Origin of the sequence: Rhizobium sp. S163, assembly GCF_030380805.1 — a bacterium.
Taxonomy (GTDB): domain Bacteria; phylum Pseudomonadota; class Alphaproteobacteria; order Rhizobiales; family Rhizobiaceae; genus Rhizobium.
Genome location: NZ_JAUDSA010000018.1, coordinates 631,322 through 656,235, shown reverse-complemented (window position 1 = coordinate 656,235; position 24,914 = coordinate 631,322). Strand labels below are relative to the sequence as shown.

Genomic DNA, 24,914 nt, shown 5'->3' with positions numbered 1-24,914 from the left:
CAAGCTTACGACGCGATGGCCGCATTCTTGCGGGCGAGACGTGCCCTGATGGTGTCGACATCGGCGCGCGGCGTCGCCGCGAACAATGTCTTGGTATAGCTGTGCTGCGGGTCGTTGAAAACCTGATCCCGCGATCCGTATTCGACAGCTTCGCCGTAATACATGACCATGACGTCATCGGCCATGTAGCGGACGACCGAGAGGTCGTGGCTGATGAAGACGTAGGTCAGGTTCAGCTCGTCCTGCAGGTCGGCAAGCAGGTTCAGAACCTGTGCCTGCACCGACAGATCGAGCGCGGAGACCGGCTCGTCCAAGACAAGAAGCCGCGGCTTCAGCATCAGCGCGCGGGCAATGGCGATACGCTGGCGCTGACCGCCGGAGAACATGTGCGGATAGCGGTTGAAGTGAACGTCCTGCAGGCCGACCTTCTTCAACATCGACATCGCCAGTTCGCGGCGTTCGGCAGCGGGCGTGTTGGTGTTGATGATCAGCGGCTCCATCAGGATATCGCCGATCTTCTTGCGCGGGTTCAGCGAACCATAGGGGTTCTGGAACACGATCTGCACCTTGCGGCGCATCTCGGGCGTCAAGTCGCCGGCCGCGATATCCACCTTCTTGCCGTCGATGAACAGTTCGCCGTCGCTTGCCGGATCGATCATGGTGATGATGCGGGCAAGCGTGGACTTGCCGCAGCCGCTTTCACCGACGATGGCGAGCGTCTTGCCCTGTTCCACCTTGAAGTTCACGCCCTTGACGGCGTGCACGGTCTTTTCTTTCTTGAACAGGCCGCCCGGCAGAAAGTAGTTGCGGACGATGTTCTTGCCTTCGAGGACTGGCGTCATTGGGCCGCTCCCTCACTCGTCTGTTTGAAGATCTCGCCGATGGTCGGCAGGCGGTCGCCGGTCGCGTTGTCGGGCAGAGCCGCGAGCAGCGCACGGGTGTAATCGCTCTTCGGTGCTTCGAACAGCGACAGCACGTCGGCCTCTTCCATCTTGCGGCCCTTGTACTGCACGATCACGCGATCGGCGGTCTCGGCGACCACGCCCATGTTGTGGGTGATCATGATGAGACCCATGCCGTGTTCCGTCTGCAGGCGCATCAGGAGATCGAGGATCTGCTTCTGGATCGTGACGTCGAGCGCTGTGGTCGGCTCATCGGCGATCAGGAGCTTCGGATTGCAGGCGATCGCAATCGCGATCATCACGCGCTGGCACTGGCCACCCGACATCTGGTGCGGGAAGTGGCCGAGGCGCTCGGCCGGGTTCGGGATGCCGACGGCTTCGAAGAGCTCGATGGCGCGCTTGCGGCGCTCCGCCTTGCCGAGGCCGAGGTGAATGCGCAGCACTTCCTCGATCTGGAAGCCGACCGTGAAGCACGGGTTGAGGCTGGCGATCGGCTCCTGGAAGATCATCGACATGTCCTTGCCGATGATCTTGCGGCGCTCGCTGCCCGACATGCCGAGCAGGTTGCGGCCGTCGAAGACCAGCTTGTCGGCGGTGACCTTGGCGGTCCAGGGCAAAAGGCCCATGGCGGCAAGCATGGAGACGGACTTGCCGGAGCCGGATTCGCCGACGATGGCCAGAACTTCACCGGCCGAGACCTTCATCGACACGCCATCGACGGCGCGGAAGGTGCCGGTCGAGGTCTGGAACTCGACGACGAGATTTTCGATTTCGAGAAGTGCCATATCAGGACCTCTTCAGTTTGGGATCGAGCGCATCACGCAGACCGTCGCCCATCAGGTTGATGGCTAGAACGGTGATGAGGATGCACAGGCCCGGGAAAGTGACGAGCGACGGCGAGCTCTGGAAGAACTCACGGGCGTCGGCGAGCATCGTGCCCCATTCGGATGTCGGCGGCTGAGCGCCCATGCCGAGGAAGCCGAGGGCCGCCGCGTCAAGGATCGCCGCCGAGAAGGCGAGCGTTGCCTGAACGATCAAGGGTGCCAGGCAGTTCGGCAGGATCGTCTTGAACATCAGGCGAAGCGTGCCGGCGCCGGCGACGCGGGATGCCACGACATATTCCTTCTCGCGCTCGCTGATGACGGCGGCGCGGGTCAGGCGGACAAAGTGCGGCTGGTTGACGATCGAGATCGCGATCATGGCGTTCAACAGGCCGGGACCGAGAACGGCGACCAGCACGAGGGCCAGAAGCAGCGACGGGAAGGCCAGGATGATATCCATGACGCGCATGATGATCGTATCGGTGCGGCCGCGGAAGTAACCGGCGATGAGGCCGAGCAGCACGCCGGCGACAGCCGACAGCGAGGCGACGACGAGGCCGATGAACAGCGAGAAGCGCGTGCCGAAGATCAGGCGCGAAAGCATGTCGCGGCCGACGGCATCGGTACCGAGCAGATAGGCGCTGTTGCCGCCTTCCGACCATGCCGGCGGCAGGCGCTGGAAGCCCGACGGTACGTTCGGATCATGCGGGGCAACGACGGATGCGAAGATCGCCAGCAGCAGAACGAAGACGAAGACGACGAGGCCGATGACCGCGCCCTTGTTGCGGGAGAAGTAGTACCAGAACTCCGAGAGACCGGAGGGCTGGGCAGACGTGGTGTTTGTCGTGCTCATGGGCCGCTCCTAGTGTCTGATGCGTGGGTTGATGAGACCGTACATGAGATCGACGATCAGATTGACGAGCATGATGATGGCCGCGATCAGGAGCAGACCGCCCTGGACCACGGTATAATCACGCTTGAAGACCGCATCGACCATCCACTTGCCGATACCCGGCCAGGAGAAGATGGTTTCCGTGAGGATCGCGCCGCCAAGCAGAACGCCGACCTGCAGGCCGATCGAGGTGACAACAGGGATCATGGCGTTGCGCAGCGCGTGAACACCGACGACACGCAGCGGGGCCAGACCCTTGGAGCGGGCGGTGCGGACGTAATCCTCGCCGAGAACCTCGAGCATGGCCGAGCGGGTCTGGCGGGCGATGACGGCCAGAGGAATGGTGCCGAGAACGATGGTCGGCAGGATCAGCGACTGGAAGGCCGACTTGAAGGCGCCAGCCTGACCGGACAGCAGACTGTCGATCAGCATGAAGCCGGTGACCGGCTTGAAGAAGTACATCAGCGAGATACGGCCGGAAACGGGTGTCCAGTGCAGCGTATTCGAGAAGAGAACGATGAGGAGCAGGCCCCACCAGAAGATCGGCATGGAATAGCCGACAAGGGCGACGCCCATGACCCCCTGGTCGAACCACGTCCCCCTCTTCACCGCGGCGAAAATGCCGGCGGGAATGCCGAGGATGATGGCGAACAGGATGGCACAGAGCGACAGCTCCAGCGTGGCCGGAAACAGCGACATGAATTCCTGCAGGACCGGACGCTTGGTGACGATCGACGATCCGAGATCGCCCTGCACGAGATTACCGAGGTAATCGATGTACTGGACATAAACGGGCCGGTCGAGGCCGAGGTCGTGCATGATTTCGGCATGGCGTTCCGGCGCCATGACACGCTCGCCCGACATCAGCATGACCGGATCTCCGGGCAGCAGGCGGATGAACGCGAAGGCGATGATGGAAACACCGAGGAAGGTGGGGATCAGGACCGCTAGGCGCCCGATGAAAAAACGAAACATATCATATGTCCATATTAGTCCGGCGGTCAGGTATCAAACCTGACCGCCGGCCAAGCCCGATCTTGTCGGGCATCTTTGCATAGTTTTGGTTATTCGGCGATATCAACGCCGTCGAAGCGGTGAACACCGACCGGATCCTGCACGTAGCCGGAAACCTTGGCGTTCATCGGAACGAATTCCGTCGAATGGTCGAGGGTTGCCCAGGGTGCTTCCTTCTTGAAGACGACCTGTGCTTCTTCGTAGAGCTTCGTGCGCTCAGCAACGTCGGAGGTCTTCTTGGCCTTCTTCACGAGGGCGTCGAATTCCTTGTTGCACCACTGCGCGCGGTTGTTGCCGCCGACAGCTTCGCAGCCGAGCAGCGTGTCGAGGAAGTTGTCCGGATCACCGTTGTCGCCCGTCCAGCCGAGGATGGCGGCGCCATCGCGCTTAACGTCCTTGGAGAGCTTCAGGTATTCGGCCCATTCGTGGGTGACGATCTCGACCTTGACGCCAACCTTTGCGAGGTCAGCCTGCATCAGTTCGGCGGCGCGACGTGCGTTCAGCATGTACGGACGCGAAACCGGCATTGCCCAGATCTTCATCGAGAGATCCTTGACGCCAGCGGCTTCGAGCATCTTCTTGGCTTCGTCGGGGCTGTATGCGTCGTCCTTGACGGCGTCGTTGTAGGACCACATCGTCGGCGGGATCGGGTTCTTGGCAACCTGGCCAGCGCCCTGGAACACGGCATCGACGATCGCCTGCTTGTTGATCGCCATGTTGAGCGCCTTGCGCACCTCAGGCTTGTCGAACGGCGCCTGCTGCGTGTTGTAGGCGAGGTAGGAAACGTTCAGGCCCGGCTGTTCCAGAACCTTGAGGCTGGAATCGGCCTTCAGATCCTTGACGTCGGCTGCGTTCGGGTAAGGCATGATGTGGCATTCGCCGGCCTTGAGCTTCTGAGCGCGAACCGAAGCGTCAGGGGTGATCGCGAAAACGAGATCGTCGATCTTTTCCTTGCCCTTGAAGTAGGTTTCGTTGGCCTTGTAGCGGATGACGGCATCCGGCTGGTAGGCGACGAAGGTGAACGGACCGGTGCCGAGCGGCATCTGGTTCATCTGCTCCATCTTGCCATCGGCCTGCAGCTTGTCGGCATATTCCTTGGAAACGACCGATGCGAAGTCCATCGCGAGGTCGGCGAGGAACGGTGCTTCCGGATGGTTGAGCGTGAACTTGACGGTCAGGTCATCGACCTTTTCGACCGACTTGATCAGATCCGGGAAGCCCATGCCGGCAGCGTATTCGTAGGAAACGCCGGCGACGTACTTGGCCCAGGGGCTGTCGGCCTTCAGCTGGCGGTCGAACGAGAAGACGACGTCGTCGGCGTTCAGGTCGCGGGTCGGCGTGAAGAACTCGGTGGTCTGGAACTTGACGCCCGGATGCAGCTTGAACATATAGGTCAGGCCGTCATCGGAAACGGTCCAGCTATCGGCAAGGCCCGGCTCGACTTCGGTCTTGCCATGCTTGAACTCAACCAGGCGGCTGTAGACGGTACGCGAGGAAGCGTCGAAGGTGGTGCCAGCCGTGTAGATTGCGGGATCGAAGCCTTCCGGCGATCCTTCCGAGCAATATACGAGCGTCTTGGACCAAGCGGTCGACGCCATGGCCGAGGCCAAAACGGTCGCTGCCAGAAGGACAGAGATCTTTTTCATGATTTCGTTTCCCAGGTTTGTTCTTTTATACGTTTGTCTGATCGCAGAGCGCTCCTCCCGATCGAGCGCCGATGGAACGATATTTGATTGTTTAAATCAACGACCGGGCCGGAAAATTTTTCCGACCGGGCAACTTTAGTAATTTTACGCCGAAAATGGGCCGCATTTAGCAATATTCACGCTGGATAACCCTTGTTTTGGTCACATTTAATGTTGCACATATCAACGACAGTGCAAATACGGACCCATCGGGCAGACGCTTGAGGTCTGAATCCGGAAACGAAACAACCGCAGCCACGATCAGTGACTGCGGTTGCGAAAAATAAAGCAACGCTACCTCAGGCAGCGGGCGCGACAGCCCGCGACTTCGGGTGATGATGATCGCCTTCGAGGCCGAGCAGGAAGTTGATCTGCGGACGGGCCTTGACCAGATCGTCGATCGAGTACTGCGTCAGCACGTCGAAGAAGGCGTTCAGCGCCTTGCGCAGCGCCGAGTTCAGGCCGCAGCTATCGACCAGCGGGCAATCGACTTCGCCATCATCCTCGAAGCACTCGGCCATTGCGAAGCTGTCTTCGGTGACGCGCACGACGTCGAAGAGGCTGATCTTGTCCGCAGGCTTGCCGAGGCGGACGCCACCGTTGCGGCCGCGCACGGTCTCGACGAGACCAGCCTTGTTCAGCGGCTGCAGGATCTTGAACAGGAAGAGCTCGGAAACGCCGTATGCCTTGGCAATTTCGGGAATCCGGCTGAGACTGCCGTCATTGGCAGCGCAGTACATCAACATGCGAACAGCATAGTTGGTCTGCTTGGTCAAACGCATGCCGATCTCCAGATTCGTTCTCGTTAGGCACCGTATATAATGCCTTTGATAGTTTTGAACAATTCCAAAATAGAAAAAGATGAAAAAATCAATCACGTTATAAATGCGAGCGACGCGTGGACCTGAACGAGAACGGGCCCCTCGCGGGGCCCGGTTCCAAAGCTCAGCTTTTACAGATACTTACTTCATCGTCGGCATGACGAACTCGGCGCCGTCCTTGATGCCGGATGGCCAACGGGCGGTGATCGTCTTGGTCTTCGTCCAGAATTTGATCGAGTCCGTGCCGTGCTGGTTGAGGTCGCCGAAGCTCGATGCCTTCCAGCCGCCGAAAGAGTGGTAAGCGAGCGGAACGGGGATCGGAACGTTGACGCCGATCATGCCGATATTGATGCGGGAGGCGAAGTCGCGGGCCGCATCGCCGTCACGGGTGTAGATCGCGACGCCGTTGCCGTATTCATGCTTCATCGGCAGTTCGAGGGCTTCCTCGTAGTTCTTGGCGCGAACGACGGAGAGAACCGGTCCGAAGATTTCGGTCTTGTAGATATCCATATCCGGCGTGACGTGATCGAACAGCGTGCCGCCGACGAAATAGCCATCCTCATAGCCCTGCAGCTTGAAGCCGCGGCCATCGACGACAAGCTTGGCGCCTTCTTCGACACCCTTGTCGATGAGACCGGAGACGCGGGCCTGGGCTTCCTTGGTGACGAGCGGGCCGAGGTCGGCCTTGTCATCCGTGTAAGGACCGATGCGCAGCGCCTCGATCTTCGGCGTCAGCTTCTCGACCAGGCGGTTGGCGGTTTCCTCGCCGACAGGAACGGCAACGGAGATCGCCATGCAGCGCTCGCCGGCGGAACCGTAGCCAGCGCCCATCAGAGCGTTGACGGCCTGGTCCATGTCGGCGTCGGGCATAATGATCATGTGGTTCTTGGCGCCGCCGAAGCACTGCGCGCGCTTGCCGTTCATGGCAGCGGTGCCATAGACGTAACGGGCGATCGGGGTCGAGCCGACGAAGGAAACGGCACCGATATCCGGGTCGGTCAGGATGGCGTCGACGGCTTCCTTGTCACCGTTGACGACGTTCAAGATACCTGCTGGAAGGCCGGCTTCGATCATCAGTTCGGCGAGGCGCATCGGCACGGACGGATCGCGCTCGGAAGGCTTCAGGATGAAGGCGTTGCCGCAGGCGATCGCAGGCGCGAACATCCACATCGGGATCATGGCCGGGAAGTTGAACGGGGTGATGCCGGCGCCGATGCCGACGGCCTGGCGCATCGAGTACATGTCGATCGCGGGACCGGCGCCCTCGGTGAACTCGCCCTTCTGCAGGTGCGGAATGCCGCAAACGAATTCGCAGACTTCGAGACCACGGACGATATCGCCCTTGGAGTCTTCGACCGTCTTGCCGTGCTCCTTGGAGAGCATGACGGCGAGCTCGTCCATGTGCTTGTTCAAGAGCTCGACGAACTTAAAGAAGACGCGGGCGCGGCGCTGCGGGTTGGTGGCTGCCCACTTCGGCTGCGCGGCCTTGGCGTTCTCGACGGCAGCGCGCATCTCCTCGACGCTAGCAAGCGCGACGGTCGCCTGAACTTCGCCGGTTGCCGGATTATAGACGTTGCTCGCGCGGCCGCTCGAGCCAACGACGTGCCTGCCGCCGATGAAATGACCAATCTCATGCATGGGTGTGCCTCCTCTGGGTTTCACAGTCTTTATTGAGTGAGCCAGCATCGCACTTCAATTTGCACAAATCAATGAACAGGTTTAAGCAACCGTTGTGCAAAAATTAAAGCCGGAGGCCGATTTGGACTGGGATGATGTGCGTATGTTCCTGGCCGTGGCCCGCACCGGACAGATCCTCTCTGCCTCCAAACGGCTGGGTGTCAACCACGCCACGCTGAGCCGGCGGGTGACGACACTGGAGGAGCGGCTGAAGACGCGGCTGCTCGTGCGCCGCACCAATGGCTGCGACCTGACGGCGGAGGGCGAGATGTTTCTGCACGCCGCCGAGCGCATGGAGACCGAGATGCTGAGGGCGCAGGCGAGCCTCGGCCATCTCGACAGCAGCATCGCGGGAACGGTCAGGATCGGCGCGCCTGATGGTTTCGGCGTGGCGTTTCTCGCACCCAGGCTCGGCCGGCTGATCAAGCGGCATCCGGAGCTCAGGATACAGCTGGTGCCAGTGCCCCGCTCTTTCTCGCTGTCGCAGCGCGAGGCCGATATCGCGATCACACTGGAGCGGCCGGAACAGGGGCGGCTGGTCTCGTCGAAACTGACGGATTACAGGCTCGGGCTCTACGCCTCGAAGGATTACCTCGAGGCGAACGGCACGCCTGAAGATATCGAGGCGCTGAAGGAGCATCCCCGGATCGGCTATGTCGAGGACCTGATCTTCACCGCATCGCTGAACTTCTCATCGGCGGTGATGCGCAGCTGGGACGCCGGCTTCGAGATTTCGACCGCGACCGGCCAGACGGAGGCGGTTCGCTCCGGCGCCGGCATCGGCATCCTGCACGATTATATCGCCCGGCAATATCCCGAGCTGATCCGGATCCTGCCCGATGTTTCGATCGAGCGCGCCTACTGGACGACGTATCATGAAAGCGCACGCGACCTGCTGCGCGTGCGCACTGTCGTCGATTTCCTGCAGGAACTGGTGTCCGTCGACAGGCAGATGTTCCTGTAGCTTACCCCGCAGAGCCGCACCTTATGCATGCTTGGGTGGCTCGTCGTTCTCATCCGGGTTCGGATTGGGCAGCTCGTCGGGCAAGCCGTCGGGCTCCGGCTCGTGGATCGGAGGCTGCGGCGCCCAATCGGGTCCCGGCATCGGCGGCGTGCCGGGCAACGGTTCGTTTGGCACGGACATGATCCGCTCCTTTCTTGGACATGTGTTTCTAAAGATGTGCCGGGCTAGCGCCGGGCGGCTTCGGCTGAGCGCATCGGCATGGCATCGATGATGGTGAAAAGCTCGGCGGCCGATATCGGCTCGCCGATGGTGAGCTTCACCGTTCCATCCTTGCCGACAAGGAAGGTCATGAACTCTCCCGCCGGCGGCGCTGCCAGATCACGGGCGAGCGCCTTGGCGTCCAGATCCTCGACGGCGCCGAAAAGTGGGCGCACGGTATCACCTGCAACCTTCAGCACGACGACATCGCGCTCTTCCACGCCCGGCCTGTCTGCCATCAACTGGTTTTCCTGCCGGGCGGTTCGGGCATTATCCTTGTCGGGAAAGATCACGACGACGCGGCTCTCCCAGCGGAACTGCGTAAGGCTTGCGACAACCGACTTGTCGGCTTGGGTTTCCATAGACACGCTCCTTTGAGAGAGGGAAAACGTGTGCTGATGCCCGGAGTTCCATGATCGGCCGGAAAGGATCGGGAGAGACTGATGATTATCCGCGCCAGGAGCGGCGCATTTGCCATAGGCTGCCGAACAGCAGGAAGAAGAGCGGTACGCTGCCGTAGGACAGGTGAAATCCGGTAAGCGGAACCGAAGCGAGACTGCCCTCGTCCACGGTGACCGGGAGGTGAACCCATCCAATCAAATAGACGGCGCGGGAGACTGCAATGGCGGCCATGATCAGACCCGCGAGATCGATAAAGCGCATGTGCTCGCGCACGGCCAGCGCGAAAACCCCGAAGAAGGCGGCGGCATAGGTTGCCAGCATAAGATAGGTGGCTCCGCCAAGCAGGCTGAAGTCGTGCAGCAGGATATCGTCGGTCGTATCCGGGAGGCCGGTGTCGAGGATTGGAAGCACGACGGCCAGAACCGCGCAAACGAGCAACATGCCGCGCTCCACGAGTTCGCTGCCATCGACCAATCGATCGCCGATGCGAAATGCACGTCGTTCCATGATGCTGTCCCCATGATACCGTCCGGCTGCCGCTCAACACGGTGTAGCGCCCGGCGGAACATTCGCCCTCAGGTTGCCAATATATCCTATATGGGGAGAGGTAAAACTACCTCCGGCATCGGCCCGTCCCTGGGGTTTGGGCAATACGGTTAATGAACCGCTAAGCGAGGAGGCAAGCGGCAGGACCGGCGAAGAGCCGCCGGTCCCGCAAGAACAACTGGATTATTCGAGGCCCAGCGAAGCAAGCGGCAGCTGCAAGGCAGCGGCGATGCGCTTGATCTTGGCGGAATCCGTGTCTTCGCCGCGTTCGATTTCCTCGATTTCGGCGACGAGCAAACCACACGTCACGGCGAGATCGTCAACGCTATAGCCAATGGTCTCGCGTGCCGTTCTAAGAACTGCGGCTGCGTTGACCGGAGGGATCGGCTGGGCGTTGGATTTATCCAGATTGCTGAGCGAAATGGACATATAAGTCTCCTTCTAAAATCACTCTGAATTAACCCCCGGCGGGAAAATGGCATTCTCGTTCACATTTTGCAACGCAATATAACGCAGGGGGCGCGGGGCATGGCGATGATATTGATTAGCAACGCCTTTTATACAAGGGTGACTCACGAAAAATACCTGCCCGGCGCGGCGACAGGCCTTTGGTAAGCCACATCACGCACAGCTTGGAGAGGCGGATGACTCGTCAAAACGCTCGATTTTGTCTGCGCGGAGCATGTTGCAGAGCGTCATTTGCGGGCGTAAAATCATGACATCGGCGCCTGCGGTGAGGTCGCCTCCATGCGACCATTGTTTATCCGGCAAGCGCCCCTTTGGAGCGCGTATGGCCATGTTCACGCGGGATCGCAGAGACGCTGATCAGGAAATCGAGAGCTACAGTCCGCTGTGCCGATCGCATGGCGGCGCTGAGGTGCTGGCGCTTCTGCCCGATCCGATGACCGCCCGGCTCTGCCTCGACCTTGCCGAGGACGCGGCGCATGCCATCCATGGCTCCATGGCCGCCGCCCATATCGGATCGGAGCCGATGACGCTGGTCTTCTCGCCCGAGGAGATCGATTTGATACAGTTGCGCGATCACGCCGAGGGCTCATCGCGGCAGCGTTTCGAGCAGGTGGGCCGGGCATTCGCCACCTGGCGCCGGCACCACGCGCAGAGACGCACGGTTTTTCTCGACGATTGCCGTGGCGATGTCGTGCGATGCGTCGCCACCGAATGCGCGGCGAGCGAACTCGTGGTGACATCGAGATACGGCAACGCCGACGCGCGCGACGCCTTTCGCAGCGTCGTGTTCAACCAGCACAAACTGGTCCTGATGCCGCCCGCCCGAGACTACTACCAAGGCAATCTTTTCGGCCATGTGGTGATCGGCTGGAGGCAACAGGGACACGCCGAAGACACCCTCATCGCCGCCAAACGCTGGCTTGCCGCCGCGAAACGGATCACGCTCGTCTGTATCGACGACACCGACGGCAGGGCCAAGACGAGTGCCGAGGCCCTGCTTGCCCGCCTTTCGCTTCAAGGACAGGTGGTCGCGATATCGTCGAATGGCCGTTCGATCGGCGAGGCGATCGTTGAATTCGCCAAGAGAGAGAAAGCGACCTGCCTGCTGATCGGCGCCTTCAGGCACGGCTATCTTCTGGAACTGCTCTTCGGCCGGATCACCCGATACGTGCTCTCGCACGCGACCATGCCTGTCATGATGAAGCACTGAGGCGATGTCCCGAGGGAGACGAAAGCCGGATACTTATCTCATAATAGTGGAGGGAATGGTACGGTTGGGGGGTCTCGAACCTCCGACCTCAGGTGCCACAAACCTGCGCTCTAACCAACTGAGCTACAACCGCACAAACGTCGCTTGGCGCGACGGGGGTGACATACGGGGACTTGAAATTTAATTCAAGCCCTATCTGTCCTTAATATACAAAAAGGCTGGACGAAGGGTCCAGCCTTTTCGTTCGTCTGTCATGAAAATCAGGCAGCCTTGAAAGAAGCCATGACCTTTTCAGCGGCTTCCTTCGAGGGCTTGGCAACCTTTTCGGCTACCAGCTTGGAGGTTTCCTGCATGGCCTTGGCCTGTTCGATCGTCAGTTCCGCCTGCTTGCGCAGGAAAGAGGTCTGCAGTTCGAAAAATTCGGCGACGGACTTGACCGAGAGGAGCGCATCCATGTGGCTCAGCGAATTCTCGGCATTGGTGCGCAGGGCGCCGATCGCCTGATGGCCGATTTCGGCAGCGCCGGCCTGGGCCGTCTGAACGGTGGATTCGAGCGTCTTGCTGGCTTCTTCGCCGGCAGCCTTCATCTTGGCATAGGCGTCGCGCGACTGCTGCGAGCCCTTTTCGGCGAAATCGCGAAACGAGTCAGCGAACTTCGCGGGGTCAAAAGAGGAGATAGAAAATACGTCTTCCATTTTCGCCATTGGTGCTTGCTCCTTATGTCTCGGCATCGTGAAAGCCTCGTTTGTTAGGTAAGCATCATATAGCGCATCTTATTGTGCACTGCAACATGATTGTGCGACGCAACCGACGTTAACCTTTTCGGCCGAAAGCCTTTGGTCGCGCTGGACCGGTTTGCGCCCTGTCGTTATTAATAGACCGTTAATTTGCCAGGCCCGAAGACTAAAGGTCCACTGATGCCCGCAGTCCAATATCCGTTCATCGACATCGCCGTGCATCCGCGTGTGCGGGAGCACTTTGCCCGCGGGGAAGCGCTCGTGCTTTTCTCGGCGGACCTCGCGCGTGCGCTCTGGGCGAACGGCGCTGGCGCCGAGCTTTTCGGGCATGCGGCCGTCTATGATCTCCTGGACCAGGGCGTCAATCGCGGCGATATCACCTATCGCCAGCTGGAAGTCACCGCCCGCCAGCTTTCGAGGACCGGCGACACCCGGAATTTCGTGATCCGCATCGCGCAGGGTTTCCAGCGCGTGGCCGTGCAGGCCTCGGTTGAACTGATTGACGTTTCCGGCGAAGCGGCGGTGCTGGTCTCATTGCCGGTCGCGACGCGGGCGCTGTCGACGGAGCAATCTGCCGCGCAGATGCTGAAGGGGCTCGACGATCCGGATACGCATATGGCCGTCATCGGCGGCGAAGGCGAGATCGTTGCCGCCTCCCCCGGCTTTTCATCCCTCGGCGTAACGCAGCCGACGGCCAAGGCGCTGGCGACCATGGCCGGCGCGCATCCCCATGGGCTGATCAAGCGACCGGTCGCGACTGGCAAGGGTTACCTGCCGGCCGCCGTCGGGCGAATCAGCAGCGAGCCCGCGCTTTACCTGCTTTTCGCGGTCGAGACCGTGCTCGGGCGTCTGGACCCGACGGACACGCCGGACTTATCCACAAGCCCCGTTAACCATACCGTTGTCGCGCCGGCCTCGACATTCGCCGACGCGATCGATGCCGTCGCCGAGATCGAGGATATCGAGGACGCGCCGGACGAGAGCATTGCCGACGATACCGACATCGCAGAGGCTTCGGCGGTTGCCGCGGAGGCCTTCGAGGCGGAGACCGTGCCTGCTGGTGACGAAGCCTACGAGACAGGCGTGATCGAGCCCAACATGGGCCGCGGCATCGATGAGGAAACGGCCGGGTTCGGCGATGTCGAGACGCTGGCGGATTCCGATCCGGAGCCCGAGGCATTGCTTGCCGCAGATGATGCTGCCGACGATATCGATGATGACGAAGCGTCTGCTGCCGAGGAGTTGGTAGCGGCCGAGGATAGTGAGGCTGACGAGGCATTCCATCCGGGCGAGACGGTTGCCGATGACGACATCGCAGCCTTCGAGCCGGATGATGTGAGTGCTGAGCCGGTGGCTGCTGCCGAACTGACCGATGGCGAGCTTGCGAGCGACGATGGCGTGGCCGATGAGGCGCCGACACAGGCGGAGGAGACCCACGTCGCCGATCTGGGTGATGACGCCGAAGTCGCACCTGCCGTTGCCGAGATCGCGCCCGAGGCCGTGCAAGCGACGGCCGACAACGGTCGCTTTGTCTTCAAGCCGAACAGCCGGGCGACGCGCTTCGTCTGGAAGATCGACGCCGAAGGTCATTTCAGCGAGGTGTCCGGCGAGTTCGCGGAAGCGGTTGGTCCGCATGCGGCAGACATTATCGGCATCGCCTTCAGCGATGTGTCGGCGCTGTTCAATCTCGATCCCGAGGGCAAGATTTCCGAGGCGTTGGCGCGCCGCGACACATGGTCGGGCAAGACCATTCATTGGCCGATCGAGGGTACGAGCCTCGCCGTGCCGGTCGACCTGGCGGCGCTGCCAACCTATACGCGCAGCCGCGAATTCGACGGCTTCCGTGGCTTCGGCGTCGTGCGCCTCTCGGATGCGGCGGAAGATCCGCTGGCGCTCGGCCTGACATTCGGCCCTGATGGCATCGCTTATGGCGACGCTGCGCTGGATCAGCAAGACGACGAGACCGTGGCGGATGAGCTCGCAGAAGAGACACTTGCCGAGGACAACATCGACGAAGCACCGGCTCCCGTGGAGACGACAGATGCTGCCGATGCGGCCACTGACGATTTCCTGGCCGAGGAAGAGCACGCCGTCGAGGACGATACGCCTGCCCCGGCTCCAGCGCAGAGCGTCGAGACACCGCGCGCCGAACCGCCGGTTTTGCGCATCGTCGAAACGCCGAACCGCCGACTGACCGACAAGATCGTGCAGCTGCATGGCGTCGGCCCCGGCCTGACGAATGCCGAGCAGGCGAACTTCCGCGAGATCGCCAAGCGTCTCGAGGCCTTCGGCGTGAATACGCCGGATGAGGATGGCGAGGCGAAGCAAGCGGCTGACGAGGCGCAGAAGGTGACCGACGAGGCACCGCGAGCGGACCTTATCGATGACGACGCATCACATGGCGATGAGGTTGTTGGCGAGACGACGGATCAGAACGAGGACAACACCGAGGTCTCTGGATCGGATGAGGCTAAGCAGCCGGTATCCAGCGACGCCGCAGACAGCGATGCTGTGCTCAGTGACGCCGAGGCACCCTCCTCTTCCGAGCATTCGACGGACGAGCCGCTCGACGATACGCCTGTTGCGGCCAATGACGACAGCGACGATGTGACCGAAGGTCTCGAGGAAACCGTCAGCCAGATGGATATTCTGGCGAGCTTCATTCCGCCACGGGTGAAGATGACCGATGGGTTCTCGGCAGGCATGATCGATCAGCTGCCGGTTGCCGTACTCATTCATGCGGGCGATCAGCTTATCCATGCCAACCCGGAATTCATGCGCCTGACGGGCTACCGCTCGCTGCAGGATCTGGCCGATGTCGGCGGCATCGATGCGCTTCTCCAGCGCGACGACATTGCCGACGCCAGCGCGCGCCATGACGGCATGATGCTCGTCACCATGGAAGACGACCTCGTGCCGGTATCGGCGCGGCTGCAATCGATCCGCTGGGAAGACAGCACGGCATTGATGCTGGCCTTGATGCCAGTCGTCAGCGAGCGGCCGGCGCCGGTGCCGGACGTTGCTCCAGCCATCGACGGACGCGCCGCCGACCGCATGGTCGAGAAGGTCGCCAAGCTGCAGGTGGAAGTCGAGGAACTGCGTTCGATCCTGGAAACCGCGACCGATGGCGTCGTGGTGATCGGCGCCGACGGCGACATCCGCTCGATGAACCGCTCGGCCAGCGCGCTGTTCAACTATGACGAGGACGACACGCGCGGCAAACCCTTCGTGATGCTCTTCGCGCATGAGAGCCAGAAGGCCGTGCTCGACTATATCAACGGCATTTCCAGCCATGGTGTCGCGAGCGTTCTCAACGACGGACGCGAGGTGATCGGCCGCGAGGCATCGGGCGGTTTCGTGCCGCTGTTCATGACGCTCGGGCGGCTCACCTCCTCCAGCGGCTATTGCGCCGTGATCCGCGACATTACCCAGTGGAAACGCACCGAGGACGAGTTGCGCGGCGCCAAGAGTGCCGCCGAAACGGCCAACGCCCACAAGACCGACTTCCTGGCTAGGGTCAGCCACGAGATCCGAACGCCGCTCAATGCCATCATCGGCTTTTCCGACATGATGGCCGGCGAGCGCTTCGGGCCGATCGGTCATCCGCGTTACGTCGAATACGCCAACGACATCGGCCGCTCGGGCCGGCATGTGCTCGATATCGTCAACGATCTGCTCGACATCTCGAAGATCGAAGCCGGCGAGATGGATCTCGATTTCGACTCCATCAATCTCAACGAAGCGATCTCGGAAGCCGTGGCGCTGCTGCAGCCGCAGGCAAACAGCCAGCGGGTGATCATTCGAACGGCGCTTTCGCATGCGGTTCCGGATGTGGTCGCCGATCTGCGCTCGATCAAGCAGATCGCGCTCAACATCTTATCCAACGCCATCCGCTTCACGCCATCGGGCGGGCAGATCGTCGTGTCGACATCTTACGAGACGAATGGCAGCGTCGTGCTTCGCATTCGCGACACCGGCGTCGGCATGACGCGCAGCGAGCTCGACCAGGCGATGAAGCCGTTCCGGCAGGTTTCGACGCAATCGCGCCATCGCGGCGAAGGCACAGGCCTCGGCCTGCCGCTCACCAAGGCCATGGTCGATGCCAACCGGGCGATCTTCGCGATCAGCTCGACGCCCAACGAGGGGACGCTCGTCGAGATCGCTTTTCCGTCGCAGCGGGTTCTGGCCAGCTAAGAAAAAAGGCAGCCAAGAGGCTGCCTGAGAGTTTGGGTGCTGTTCAACAAGGACTAGGCGATTAACATCATGTTGCGGGAGCAAAGGCTCCAAGCTGCCTCGTTCATATGCAGCCCCAAGTTACATTTACCTTTGACAAGGCTTTCTTAACGAAAGGTTGCCGGAGCCACGAAGCTCTGCCCGGTCATATATTGTAGTTTTGCTATCATTTTAACTATTCAGACGCGCAGCTCTTCGATTCTAGAAAAGAAATCAAGGACTTCCGGATTGGCGAGCGCTTCCTTGTTCTTCACCGGCCGGCCATGCACGATCTCGCGAACGGCGAGTTCGACGATCTTGCCCGACTTGGTGCGCGGAATATCGGCGACCGCGATGACCTTTGCGGGCACGTGACGTGGCGAGGCGCCGCTGCGGACTCGCGCTTTGATTGACTTGACCAGCTCATCGGTCAGCGCAACACCCGACGCCAGGCGCACGAAGAGAACGACCCGGACATCGTCCTCCCAATCCTGGCCGATGCAGAGCGCCTCGGCGACCTCGGGCATCTGCTCGACCTGATTGTAGATTTCCGCCGTGCCGATGCGCACGCCACCCGGATTGAGCGTCGCGTCGGAGCGGCCGTGAATAATGATGCCGTCATGCTCGGTCCACTCAGCGAAATCGCCGTGGCACCAGATGTTGTCGAAGCGCTCGAAATAGGCGGCGCGGTATTTGGCGCCATCGCTGTCGTTCCAAAACATGACCGGCATGGACGGGAAGGCCTTGGTGCAGACAAGCTCGCCCTTTTCGCCGCGCACAGGATGGCCGTCGTCATCCCAGACATCCATGGCAAGGCCGAGCCCCGGCCCCTGGATTTCGCCGCGCCACACCGGCTGCATGGAATTGCCGAGCACGAAGCAGGAGACGATGTCGGTGCCGCCGGAGATGGAGGCGAGCTGAATGTCCTCCTTGATACCCTCATAAACGAAGGTGAAGCCTTCGGGTGATAGCGGCGATCCGGTGGAGGTCATGAGACGGAGGCTGCTCAGGTCGTGCGAGGTGCGCGGCATCAGGCCGCTCTTGCGGACAGCATCGATATATTTCGCCGAGGTACCGAAGACCGCGAACTTTTCCGCTTGCGCGTAGTCGAAGAGCACGTTGCCGTCGGGCGCGAAAGGCGAGCCATCGAAGAGGCAGAGCGTGGCGCCGACGGCGAGCCCCGATACCAGCCAGTTCCACATCATCCAGCCACAAGTGGTGAAATAGAAGAGCTTTTCGCCGGTGCCGAGGCCGCAATGCAGCCGATGTTCCTTGAGATGCTGCAAAAGCGTGCCGCCGGCCGAATGCACGATGCATTTGGGCACGCCCGTCGTGCCCGAGGAGAACAGGATGTAGAGAGGGTGCGAGAAGGGCAGACGCAGGAATTCGACCGGGCGGACGGGATAGTCGGCGATGAAGTTATCAAGCGTTCGAGCACCGGATACGGCCCGCGCGACATCGTCGGCATCACCCGCATAATGCACGATGATGGTGGGAACGCCGAGTTTCGCTGCGACCGCGGCCACCTTCTCCTTGATAGGCTGCAGCTTGCCGCCATACCAATAGGCATCGCAGGTGACGAAGAGCTTCGGCTCGATCTGGCCGAAGCGATCAAGCACGCCCTGTTCGCCGAAGTCGGGAGAACAGGAGGACCAGATCGCGCCTATCGAGGCGGCCGCGAGCATGAAGGCGACCGTTTCGGGCACGTTCGGCATCATTGCCGCCACACGGTCTCCAGGCCCGATGCCCTCGGCGCGCATGGCCTGCTGCAACCTCGAGACCTGCTCACGCAACCGGTCCCAGCTCCAGCGATCCTCTACCTTGTCCTCTCCGCGAAAGATGATCGCCTCGCCATCCCCCTCGCCCGAGAGCAGATTTTCGGCGAAGTTCAGCGTCGCATCGGGAAAGAAGCGGGCGTCGAGCATGATCTCGTCATCGACAAGCACCCGTTCGCCGCGCTCGCCCTTGACGCCACAGAACTCCCAAACCGCCGTCCAGAATTTGGCGCGCTCGGCGACCGACCATTCGTGCAACTCGCCATAAGTGGATAGGGAGAGACCGAAGTCCCGGTTGCACTTCTGCATGAATGCGAAGATGGGGCTTGCTTCGACCGAGGCTCGCGAAGGGATCCAGAGTGGCTTATCGTCACGCATGCAGAACTCCTCTTGTTAGCCCCTATATAACACGCCATGAAGACGGATAAAGGTGGCGGCCGATCGGGTCGCCCGGCTATATATTTGCAACCGCCCGGCATTTGATATATCCGGAATTTCAGTACATTAACGGGCAGATGTCGAAAGACTGGCGAAACGCATGGGTACGTCCCGACCACCGCCGCGGCGGATAAAAATCAGGCCCGTCTCTCGTTGGCTGCCGGGTGTCGCCCGCGTCGCGACGATCTCGCTGTTGGTCTTTCTTGCCGTCTTCGTTTCGCTTCGGGTGGCTGGCCCCTATGTGATCTCGACCGGGCTCGTGCGCTCCGGCATCGAGGACAGGCTTTCGCGATGGACGGGCTATAATGCCGAGATTTCCGGATCACCTGTCATCGAGTTCTGGCCGACGCCGCGCATCACCGTCAACAAGATCGCGGTGCGCCAGAAGGACGCCAACAACAAGCTGCTCGGCACCATCGAAAGCATTTCGGCCGAGTTCAGCCTGATCGATGCCTTCAGGGGCAAGGCGAGCTTCCACGAATTCCATATCCTGCGCCCCAACCTGCTTTTGACCCGCGAGCGCGATGGCACGATCGACTGGACGAATGACGGCCAGTTGGCGCAGGCGATCGCCGGCGCGCAGGAAAAGAACGGCGAGGAGACGCTCGACACGACGCTGGATGCCGACATCGGCACCATCACGGTCGAAGACGGCACCTTGAACGTGACCGATGTCGCCAGTGGCAAGACCTACCGCTTCGATGGCGTGACCGCCGATATCGGCTGGCCACGCCTGTCGAGCCCGATCGGCGCGGTGCTGATCGCTCGCACAAATGGCCTCGACCTGAAGCTGGACTTCTCGTCGCGCAGCCCGTTGCTGACCTTCGGCGGCAAGAACGCGCCGCTGAGGGCCGCGCTGACATCGAACCTCGTCACGGCCAAGTTCGATGGGGTCGCCAACATTGCCCATCTCTTCAGCCTGCAGGGCACGATGTCCGTCGGCATTCCGGATCTGCCGGCCTTGCTGACATGGGCGGGGCGTGCGCTGCCCGACGCGGCGACCCTCAAGGCATTTTCCATCGACAGCGATGTGACGTCGTCGGCGAACGGCTTTCGCTTCGACAACCTAACGCTCGGGATGAACGGCTCGAACGCCAACGGCGCCATGGATGTGAGCTTCGTGCCTGGCAAGCGCGCCAAGCTCGGCGGCACGCTGGCCTTCGATCAGATCAACTTCAAATCCCTGTTCGATGCCTTCGTGGTGCGGCTCGTGGCCGGCGAAGACCATGGGCCGCCAGACGGCGGAGCCTTGCAGCAGCTCGATATCGACCTGCGCCTGTCTGCCAAGCAGGCCGATCTCATTCCCTTCAAGCTCTCCAATGTCGGCGCCAGCATTATCGTTTCCAGCAACGAGGCGCGGTTCGACGTCGGCGACAGCCAATTCGAGGGCGGCTCGCTGACTGCCCATATCGAGACGACACGCGGCGACTTCGATGGCGGCGGCAAGCTGCAAATGTCGATCCGCGGCGCGGATTTCGCCAGCTTGATCGAACGCCTGAACCTGAAGGGGCCGCTGCCGCTTGCAACCGGCTCGCTCGACCTTGCCGTGCGCACCGCGCTGCCGATCTGGAAGGCGGGACCGGCTGATGTCACCGGCAACATTCATTTTCGCATGCAATCAGGCTCACTGCCCGGGTTTGATTCCGAGGCGGTGCGCAGCGAAGCGGCGAAGGCGGAATTCTTTGCTTTGAGCGCTGTCTCGCATCGCGCCTTCGCGTTCGATCGCCTGGATATCGCGGCCGATCTCGACGACGGGGCCGCGCAGATCAAGCGCGGCCGGATCGAAGGGCCGCAGGAGACAATCACGCTGTCGGGTGTCATTCCCTACAAGTCGAGCGGGCTCGCGCTATCAGGCAAGATCATTGCCACCGATCCCGTTAACGACGCGGCCTTCCCTGTGCTGCCGTTCTTCGTCGGCGGCTCCTGGCCGGATCCGGTCCTTTCGGCGTTGCCGGGCAACCAGCAGCCGCCGCAGGAAGGCGCTACGAAGTAATCACGGCGCGTTCGCCGCCGCCCGCTCATCCCTCTCACGCTGCAGCTCGCGCCGCTTGGTGATGACCGATGCGCAGATGACGCCAACTGCGACGATGGCAATCAGCAGCGTGCAGACCGCGTTGATCTCGGGCGTGACGCCGAGGCGCACCTGGCTGTAGATCTTCATCGGCAGCGTGGTGGCGCCGGGCCCTGAGGTGAAGCTGGCGATGACGAGATCGTCCAGTGACAGGGTGAAGGCGAGGATCCAGCCGGACGCCACGGCGGGCGCGATGATCGGCAGCGTGATCTCGAAGAAGGTGCGCACCGGCGGCGAGCCGAGATCAAGCGCTGCCTCCTCGATCGACCGATCGAAGGTCAGCAGGCGCGACTGCACGACGACGGCGACGAAGCACATGGTGAGCGTCGTATGCGCCAACGTGATGGTCCAAAAGCCGCGGTCGAAGCCGATTGCCACGAAAAGCAGCAGCAGCGACAGGCCGGTGATGACTTCGGGCATGACCAGCGGCGCGTAGACCATGCCGGAGAAGAGCATGCGGCCGCGGAAGCGCGTGTAGCGCACCAGCGTGATGGCGGCGAGCGTACCGAGAATGGTCGCCGCGGTGGCCGAGAGCACACCAACCCTGAGTGTCACCCAGGCGGCGTCGAGCAGCGCCTGGTTCTGGAAGAGCGACACGTACCACTTGGTCGAGAAGCCGCCCCAGACGGTGACGAGCTTCGATTCGTTGAACGAGAAGACGACGAGAAGCACGATCGGCAGATAGAGGAAGGCGAAGCCGAGTGTCACGGAGGCGACGTTGAAGCGGGTCCATTTCATCATGGCCTATCTCCCCTGCTCATCGGCTTTGGCCTGCGCATTCTGGAAGAACACGATCGGGATCACCAGGATGAGAAGCAAGATGGTCGCCACGGCCGAGGAGACCGGCCAGTCGCGATTGGCGTTGAACTCGTTCCACAGTGTCTTGCCGATCATCAGCGTCTGCGATCCACCGAGCAGATCGGGGATGACGAACTCGCCGACGGCGGGGATGAAGACTAGCATGCAGCCGGCGACGACGCCGGGAAGCGACAGCGGGAAGGTCACGCGCCAGAAAGCTGTGATCGGCGGGCAACCGAGATCCTGTGCCGCCTCGATAAGCGTGCCGTCCATCTTCTCCAGCGCGGAATAGAGCGGCAGGACCATGAAGGGCAGATAGGAATAGACGATGCCGATATAGACGGCGACGTTGGTGTTGAGGATGATCAACGGGCTGTCGATAATATGCAGCGACTGCAGCAGCTGGTTGAGCAGCCCTTCGGGCTTCAGGATGGCAATCCAGGCGTAGACGCGGATCAGGAAGCTCGTCCAGAACGGCAGGATGACCAGCATCAGCAGCGTCGGGCGGATGCTGCGCGGGGCGTTGGCCATGCCGTAGGCGATCGGATAGGCGATCAGCAGCGTCAGCAGCGTGGAGATGCCGGCGATGATGACGCTGGATAGATAGGCGTTGAAGTAGAGCGGATCGTCGATCAGATAGCTGTAATTGTCGAAAGAGAAGCTCGACACCTTCTCCCAGAAATCGGCCCAGCCATCGGCCAGCGAAAACACCGGCTCGTATGGTGGCATTGCGATTGCCGTCGTCGACAGCGAGATGCGGAAGACGATGAAGAACGGCGCCAGGAAGAAGAGCAGCAGCCAGACGTAGGGGACGATGATGACGAGGCGGTTGTAGACGGATGATCCGAGCTTGCCCATGGCGTCAATCCTTCAACAGAACGCCGGCGTCCTCGGCGAAGGTGACCCAGACTTCCTGATCGTAGACGAAGGGATCATCAACCGCGCGCTGCGCGTTCAGCGACGACGCCTTGACCACCTTGCCGCTCTTCAGCTTCACGTGGAAGACCGTCATGTCGCCGAGATAGGCGATGTCCCAGAGCTCGCCCGAGGCGGCATTGACGCCGGGGTTGGCCGGCGGGGTGCGCGTCACCTTCAGCTTTTCGGGACGGATGGCGAAGCCGGCGGCGCTTCCGACCGGCAGCGGCTCTGCGCCAGATAGCTTGATGGTCAGGCTCTCGTCGATTGACATCTCGACGCTATTGGCATCGGAGGCAGTGATCTTGCCATCGAAGATGTTCACGTCGCCGATAAAGTCGGCCACGAAGCGGGAGTTGGGGGCCTCGTAGATCTCGGCCGGCGTCGCCACCTGGATGACCTTGCCGTGGCTCATGACCGCGATGCGGTCGGCCATGGTCATCGCTTCTTCCTGGTCGTGGGTGACGACGACGAAGGTGAGGCCGAGGTTCTGCTGCAGGTCCATCAGCTCGAACTGGGTTTCCTCGCGCAGCTTCTTGTCGAGCGCGCCGAGCGGTTCGTCGAGCAGCAGCACCTTGGGGCGCTTAGCAAGCGAACGGGCAAGCGCCACGCGCTGACGCTGACCACCGGAAAGCTGGTTGGGCTTGCGGGAGGCGAATTTCTCCAGCTTCACCATCTTCAGCATCTGCAGCACGCGTTCGCCGATCTCGTCCTTGCCCATGCCGTCCTGGCGCAGGCCGAAGGCGATGTTCTTTTCGACCGTCATGTGCGGAAAGAGCGCGTAGGACTGGAACATCATGTTGACCGGGCGCTTATAGGGCGGCGTTCCGGCCAAGTCGGTGCCATCCAGAATGATCTCGCCAGAGGTCGGCTGCTCGAAACCAGCAAGCATGCGCAGCAGCGTGGACTTGCCGCAGCCCGATGCGCCGAGCAGCGCGAAGAACTCGCGGTGATAGATGTCGAGAGACAGATCGTCGACGGCGGTGAAATCGCCGAAACGCTTGGTGACGTTCTTGAAGGATATGAAAGGCTTAGCTGCCGGATCTGTCCACGGCGCAAATGAACGGCGGGTATTGCCAAGTGACTTCATCGTGTTCCCCGAAAAATCATTCTCAAAAGCCGCCGTCCCCACGATCGGCATATAAAAAGGCCCGGTCGTTGCCGCCCGGGCCTGATGGTCTTACTGGCCGGTGACGATCTTGGTCCAGAGCCGCGTCGCCGTGCGCTGCGTTTTCGGATCCCACGGAGAGATGGTGAAGAGCTTGCCCATGATATCCTCGGTCGGGTAGATCGCCGGGTCTTCCAGGACATCCTTGCTCACGAACTGCTGCGAGGCCTTGTTGCCGTTGGCGTAGAAGACGTAGTCGCTGGCCTTGGCGATGACTTCGGGCTTCATCATGTAATTGATGAATTCGTGGGCCTCGGCGACATGCGGAGCATCGGCCGGGATCGCCATCATGTCGAACCACATCTGGGCGCCCTGCGACGGGATCGAGTAGTTCACCTCGACGCCGTTCTTGGCTTCAACGGCACGGTCGCGCGCCTGCAGAACGTCACCCGAATAGCCGAAGGCGATGCAGATGTCGCCGTTGGCAAGCGCGTTGATGTATTCCGACGAGTGGAACTTGCGGATGAAGGGTCGAACCGAGGTCATCAGCTCTTCGACCTTCTTGAAATCCTCCGGATTCTTGGAATTCGGATCAAGGCCAAGATAGTGCAGCGCGGTGGACAGCACATCCTTCGGCGTGTCGAGCACGTAGATGCCGCAATCCTTGAACTTGGCGGCGACCTTCGGATCGAAGATCACTTCCAGGCCCGGCTTGACGTCGGGGCCGAGGATTTCAGCGACCTTCTTTACATTATAGCCGATGCCATCGGTGCCCCACATGTAGTCCACGGCATATTCGTTGCCGGGATCGTAGCTCGCGGTGCGCTGCTGGATCACGTCCCACATGTTGGTGATGTTCGGCAGCTTCGACTTGTCGAGCTTCTGGAACACGCCGGCCTGAATCTGGCGCTGCAGGAAGTCGGCCGTCGGAACGACAACGTCATAGCCGGTACCGCCTGCCAGAAGCTTGGTTTCCACCGTCTCGTTGCTGTCGAAGGTGTCGTAGACGACCTTGATGCCGGTTTCCTTGGTGAAATCTTCGAGGATGGAACTGTCGATATAATCGGACCAGTTGTAGACGTTGACGACGCGATCCGCGGCAACGGATGGCGTGATCGAAAGCCCAGTCACGAGAGCCGTGGCCGCGAGCTTTGCGAGAATTGACCTCATGCTATCTCCTGCTTTTTGTTTGGGCACCGT

General features: G+C 61.2%; 21 protein-coding genes and 1 tRNA gene. 4 read left to right on the top strand and 18 right to left on the bottom strand.

Translation table 11 applies throughout. The features are described 5' to 3' along the window. Nucleotides 1-5: 5 nt before the first annotated feature. The 7 genes from QTL96_RS18785 to QTL96_RS18755 form a co-directional block, all read right to left on the bottom strand. Complete coding sequence (locus QTL96_RS18785) at nt 6-842, bottom strand: dipeptide ABC transporter ATP-binding protein (protein WP_018898504.1); 837 nt, start codon at nt 840-842, stop codon at nt 6-8. Further along, nucleotides 839-1,687, bottom strand: coding sequence for an ABC transporter ATP-binding protein (locus QTL96_RS18780; RefSeq protein ID WP_081931800.1), 849 nt, complete (start codon nt 1,685-1,687; stop codon nt 839-841). The genes QTL96_RS18785 and QTL96_RS18780 overlap by 4 nt, the downstream gene beginning before the upstream one ends. A gap of 1 nt (nt 1,688) precedes the next feature. Continuing rightward, the gene (locus tag QTL96_RS18775) at nt 1,689-2,576 is read right to left on the bottom strand and encodes an ABC transporter permease subunit (protein ID WP_018898502.1); all 888 of its coding nucleotides are present in this window, start codon (nt 2,574-2,576) and stop codon (nt 1,689-1,691) included. 9 nt (nt 2,577-2,585) lie between these two features. Then, a complete protein-coding gene (locus QTL96_RS18770) occupies nt 2,586-3,590 on the bottom strand; it encodes an ABC transporter permease subunit (protein WP_018898501.1) in 1,005 nt (334 codons plus the stop codon). A gap of 89 nt (nt 3,591-3,679) precedes the next feature. Next, on the bottom strand, nt 3,680-5,275 hold the full coding sequence (locus QTL96_RS18765; protein WP_289728707.1) for an ABC transporter substrate-binding protein: 1,596 nt from the start codon (nt 5,273-5,275) through the stop codon (nt 3,680-3,682). 338 nt (nt 5,276-5,613) lie between these two features. Next, nucleotides 5,614-6,096 (bottom strand): iron-responsive transcriptional regulator RirA, encoded by a 483-nt coding sequence (gene rirA / locus QTL96_RS18760; RefSeq protein ID WP_112942728.1) that lies wholly within the window; start codon nt 6,094-6,096, stop codon nt 5,614-5,616. A gap of 180 nt (nt 6,097-6,276) precedes the next feature. Beyond that, nucleotides 6,277-7,773 carry a CoA-acylating methylmalonate-semialdehyde dehydrogenase gene (locus QTL96_RS18755; protein WP_112950901.1) on the bottom strand — a complete coding sequence of 499 codons (1,497 nt, stop codon included), beginning with the start codon at nt 7,771-7,773 and terminating at the stop codon, nt 6,277-6,279. 121 nt (nt 7,774-7,894) lie between these two features. On the opposite strand from QTL96_RS18755, the gene QTL96_RS18750 reads away from it, so the two are divergent. Then, nucleotides 7,895-8,776 carry a LysR family transcriptional regulator gene (locus QTL96_RS18750; RefSeq protein ID WP_289728706.1) on the top strand — a complete coding sequence of 294 codons (882 nt, stop codon included), beginning with the start codon at nt 7,895-7,897 and terminating at the stop codon, nt 8,774-8,776. A gap of 21 nt (nt 8,777-8,797) precedes the next feature. On the opposite strand, the gene QTL96_RS18745 is transcribed toward QTL96_RS18750, so the two are convergent. From QTL96_RS18745 to QTL96_RS18730, 4 genes are all read right to left on the bottom strand, one after another. Further along, nucleotides 8,798-8,956 carry a hypothetical protein gene (locus tag QTL96_RS18745; RefSeq protein ID WP_289728705.1) on the bottom strand — a complete coding sequence of 53 codons (159 nt, stop codon included), beginning with the start codon at nt 8,954-8,956 and terminating at the stop codon, nt 8,798-8,800. A 44-nt stretch (nt 8,957-9,000) separates the two neighbouring features. After that, nucleotides 9,001-9,396: a DUF4174 domain-containing protein gene (locus QTL96_RS18740; protein ID WP_289728704.1), complete on the bottom strand. Its 396-nt coding sequence runs from the start codon at nt 9,394-9,396 to the stop codon at nt 9,001-9,003. Nucleotides 9,397-9,481: 85 nt separating this feature from the next. Then, nucleotides 9,482-9,943, bottom strand: a complete 462-nt coding sequence (locus tag QTL96_RS18735; RefSeq protein ID WP_289728703.1) for a hypothetical protein — start codon at nt 9,941-9,943, stop codon at nt 9,482-9,484. A gap of 222 nt (nt 9,944-10,165) precedes the next feature. Further along, nucleotides 10,166-10,411 (bottom strand): helix-turn-helix transcriptional regulator, encoded by a 246-nt coding sequence (locus QTL96_RS18730; protein WP_112942733.1) that lies wholly within the window; start codon nt 10,409-10,411, stop codon nt 10,166-10,168. Nucleotides 10,412-10,772: 361 nt separating this feature from the next. On the opposite strand from QTL96_RS18730, the gene QTL96_RS18725 reads away from it, so the two are divergent. Further along, nucleotides 10,773-11,660, top strand: coding sequence for a universal stress protein (locus QTL96_RS18725; RefSeq protein WP_289728702.1), 888 nt, complete (start codon nt 10,773-10,775; stop codon nt 11,658-11,660). A gap of 56 nt (nt 11,661-11,716) precedes the next feature. Here QTL96_RS18725 and QTL96_RS18720 read toward each other — a convergent pair. Next, nucleotides 11,717-11,793, bottom strand: a tRNA-His gene (locus tag QTL96_RS18720). Nucleotides 11,794-11,920: 127 nt separating this feature from the next. Beyond that, nucleotides 11,921-12,364, bottom strand: a complete 444-nt coding sequence (locus tag QTL96_RS18715; RefSeq protein WP_289728701.1) for a phasin — start codon at nt 12,362-12,364, stop codon at nt 11,921-11,923. Nucleotides 12,365-12,577: 213 nt separating this feature from the next. On the opposite strand from QTL96_RS18715, the gene QTL96_RS18710 reads away from it, so the two are divergent. Then, a complete protein-coding gene (locus QTL96_RS18710) occupies nt 12,578-16,591 on the top strand; it encodes a PAS domain-containing sensor histidine kinase (protein ID WP_289728700.1) in 4,014 nt (1,337 codons plus the stop codon). A 218-nt stretch (nt 16,592-16,809) separates the two neighbouring features. On the opposite strand, the gene QTL96_RS18705 is transcribed toward QTL96_RS18710, so the two are convergent. Further along, nucleotides 16,810-18,762 carry an acetoacetate--CoA ligase gene (locus QTL96_RS18705; protein WP_289728699.1) on the bottom strand — a complete coding sequence of 651 codons (1,953 nt, stop codon included), beginning with the start codon at nt 18,760-18,762 and terminating at the stop codon, nt 16,810-16,812. Nucleotides 18,763-18,922: 160 nt separating this feature from the next. Here QTL96_RS18705 and QTL96_RS18700 point away from each other — a divergent pair, with 160 nt between their 5' ends. After that, nucleotides 18,923-20,815 (top strand): AsmA-like C-terminal region-containing protein, encoded by a 1,893-nt coding sequence (locus QTL96_RS18700; protein WP_289728698.1) that lies wholly within the window; start codon nt 18,923-18,925, stop codon nt 20,813-20,815. Here the strand turns inward: QTL96_RS18700 and QTL96_RS18695 are convergent, their stop codons facing one another. The 4 genes from QTL96_RS18695 to QTL96_RS18680 form a co-directional block, all read right to left on the bottom strand. Continuing rightward, on the bottom strand, nt 20,816-21,634 hold the full coding sequence (locus tag QTL96_RS18695) for an ABC transporter permease subunit (protein WP_113009952.1): 819 nt from the start codon (nt 21,632-21,634) through the stop codon (nt 20,816-20,818). 3 nt (nt 21,635-21,637) lie between these two features. Further along, complete coding sequence (locus tag QTL96_RS18690; RefSeq protein WP_113009951.1) at nt 21,638-22,549, bottom strand: ABC transporter permease subunit; 912 nt, start codon at nt 22,547-22,549, stop codon at nt 21,638-21,640. Between the two features lie 4 nt (nt 22,550-22,553). Next, nucleotides 22,554-23,696, bottom strand: coding sequence for an ABC transporter ATP-binding protein (locus QTL96_RS18685; protein WP_289728697.1), 1,143 nt, complete (start codon nt 23,694-23,696; stop codon nt 22,554-22,556). A gap of 90 nt (nt 23,697-23,786) precedes the next feature. Continuing rightward, the gene (locus tag QTL96_RS18680; protein ID WP_113009949.1) at nt 23,787-24,884 is read right to left on the bottom strand and encodes a polyamine ABC transporter substrate-binding protein; all 1,098 of its coding nucleotides are present in this window, start codon (nt 24,882-24,884) and stop codon (nt 23,787-23,789) included. Between the last annotated feature and the right edge of the window lie 30 nt (nt 24,885-24,914).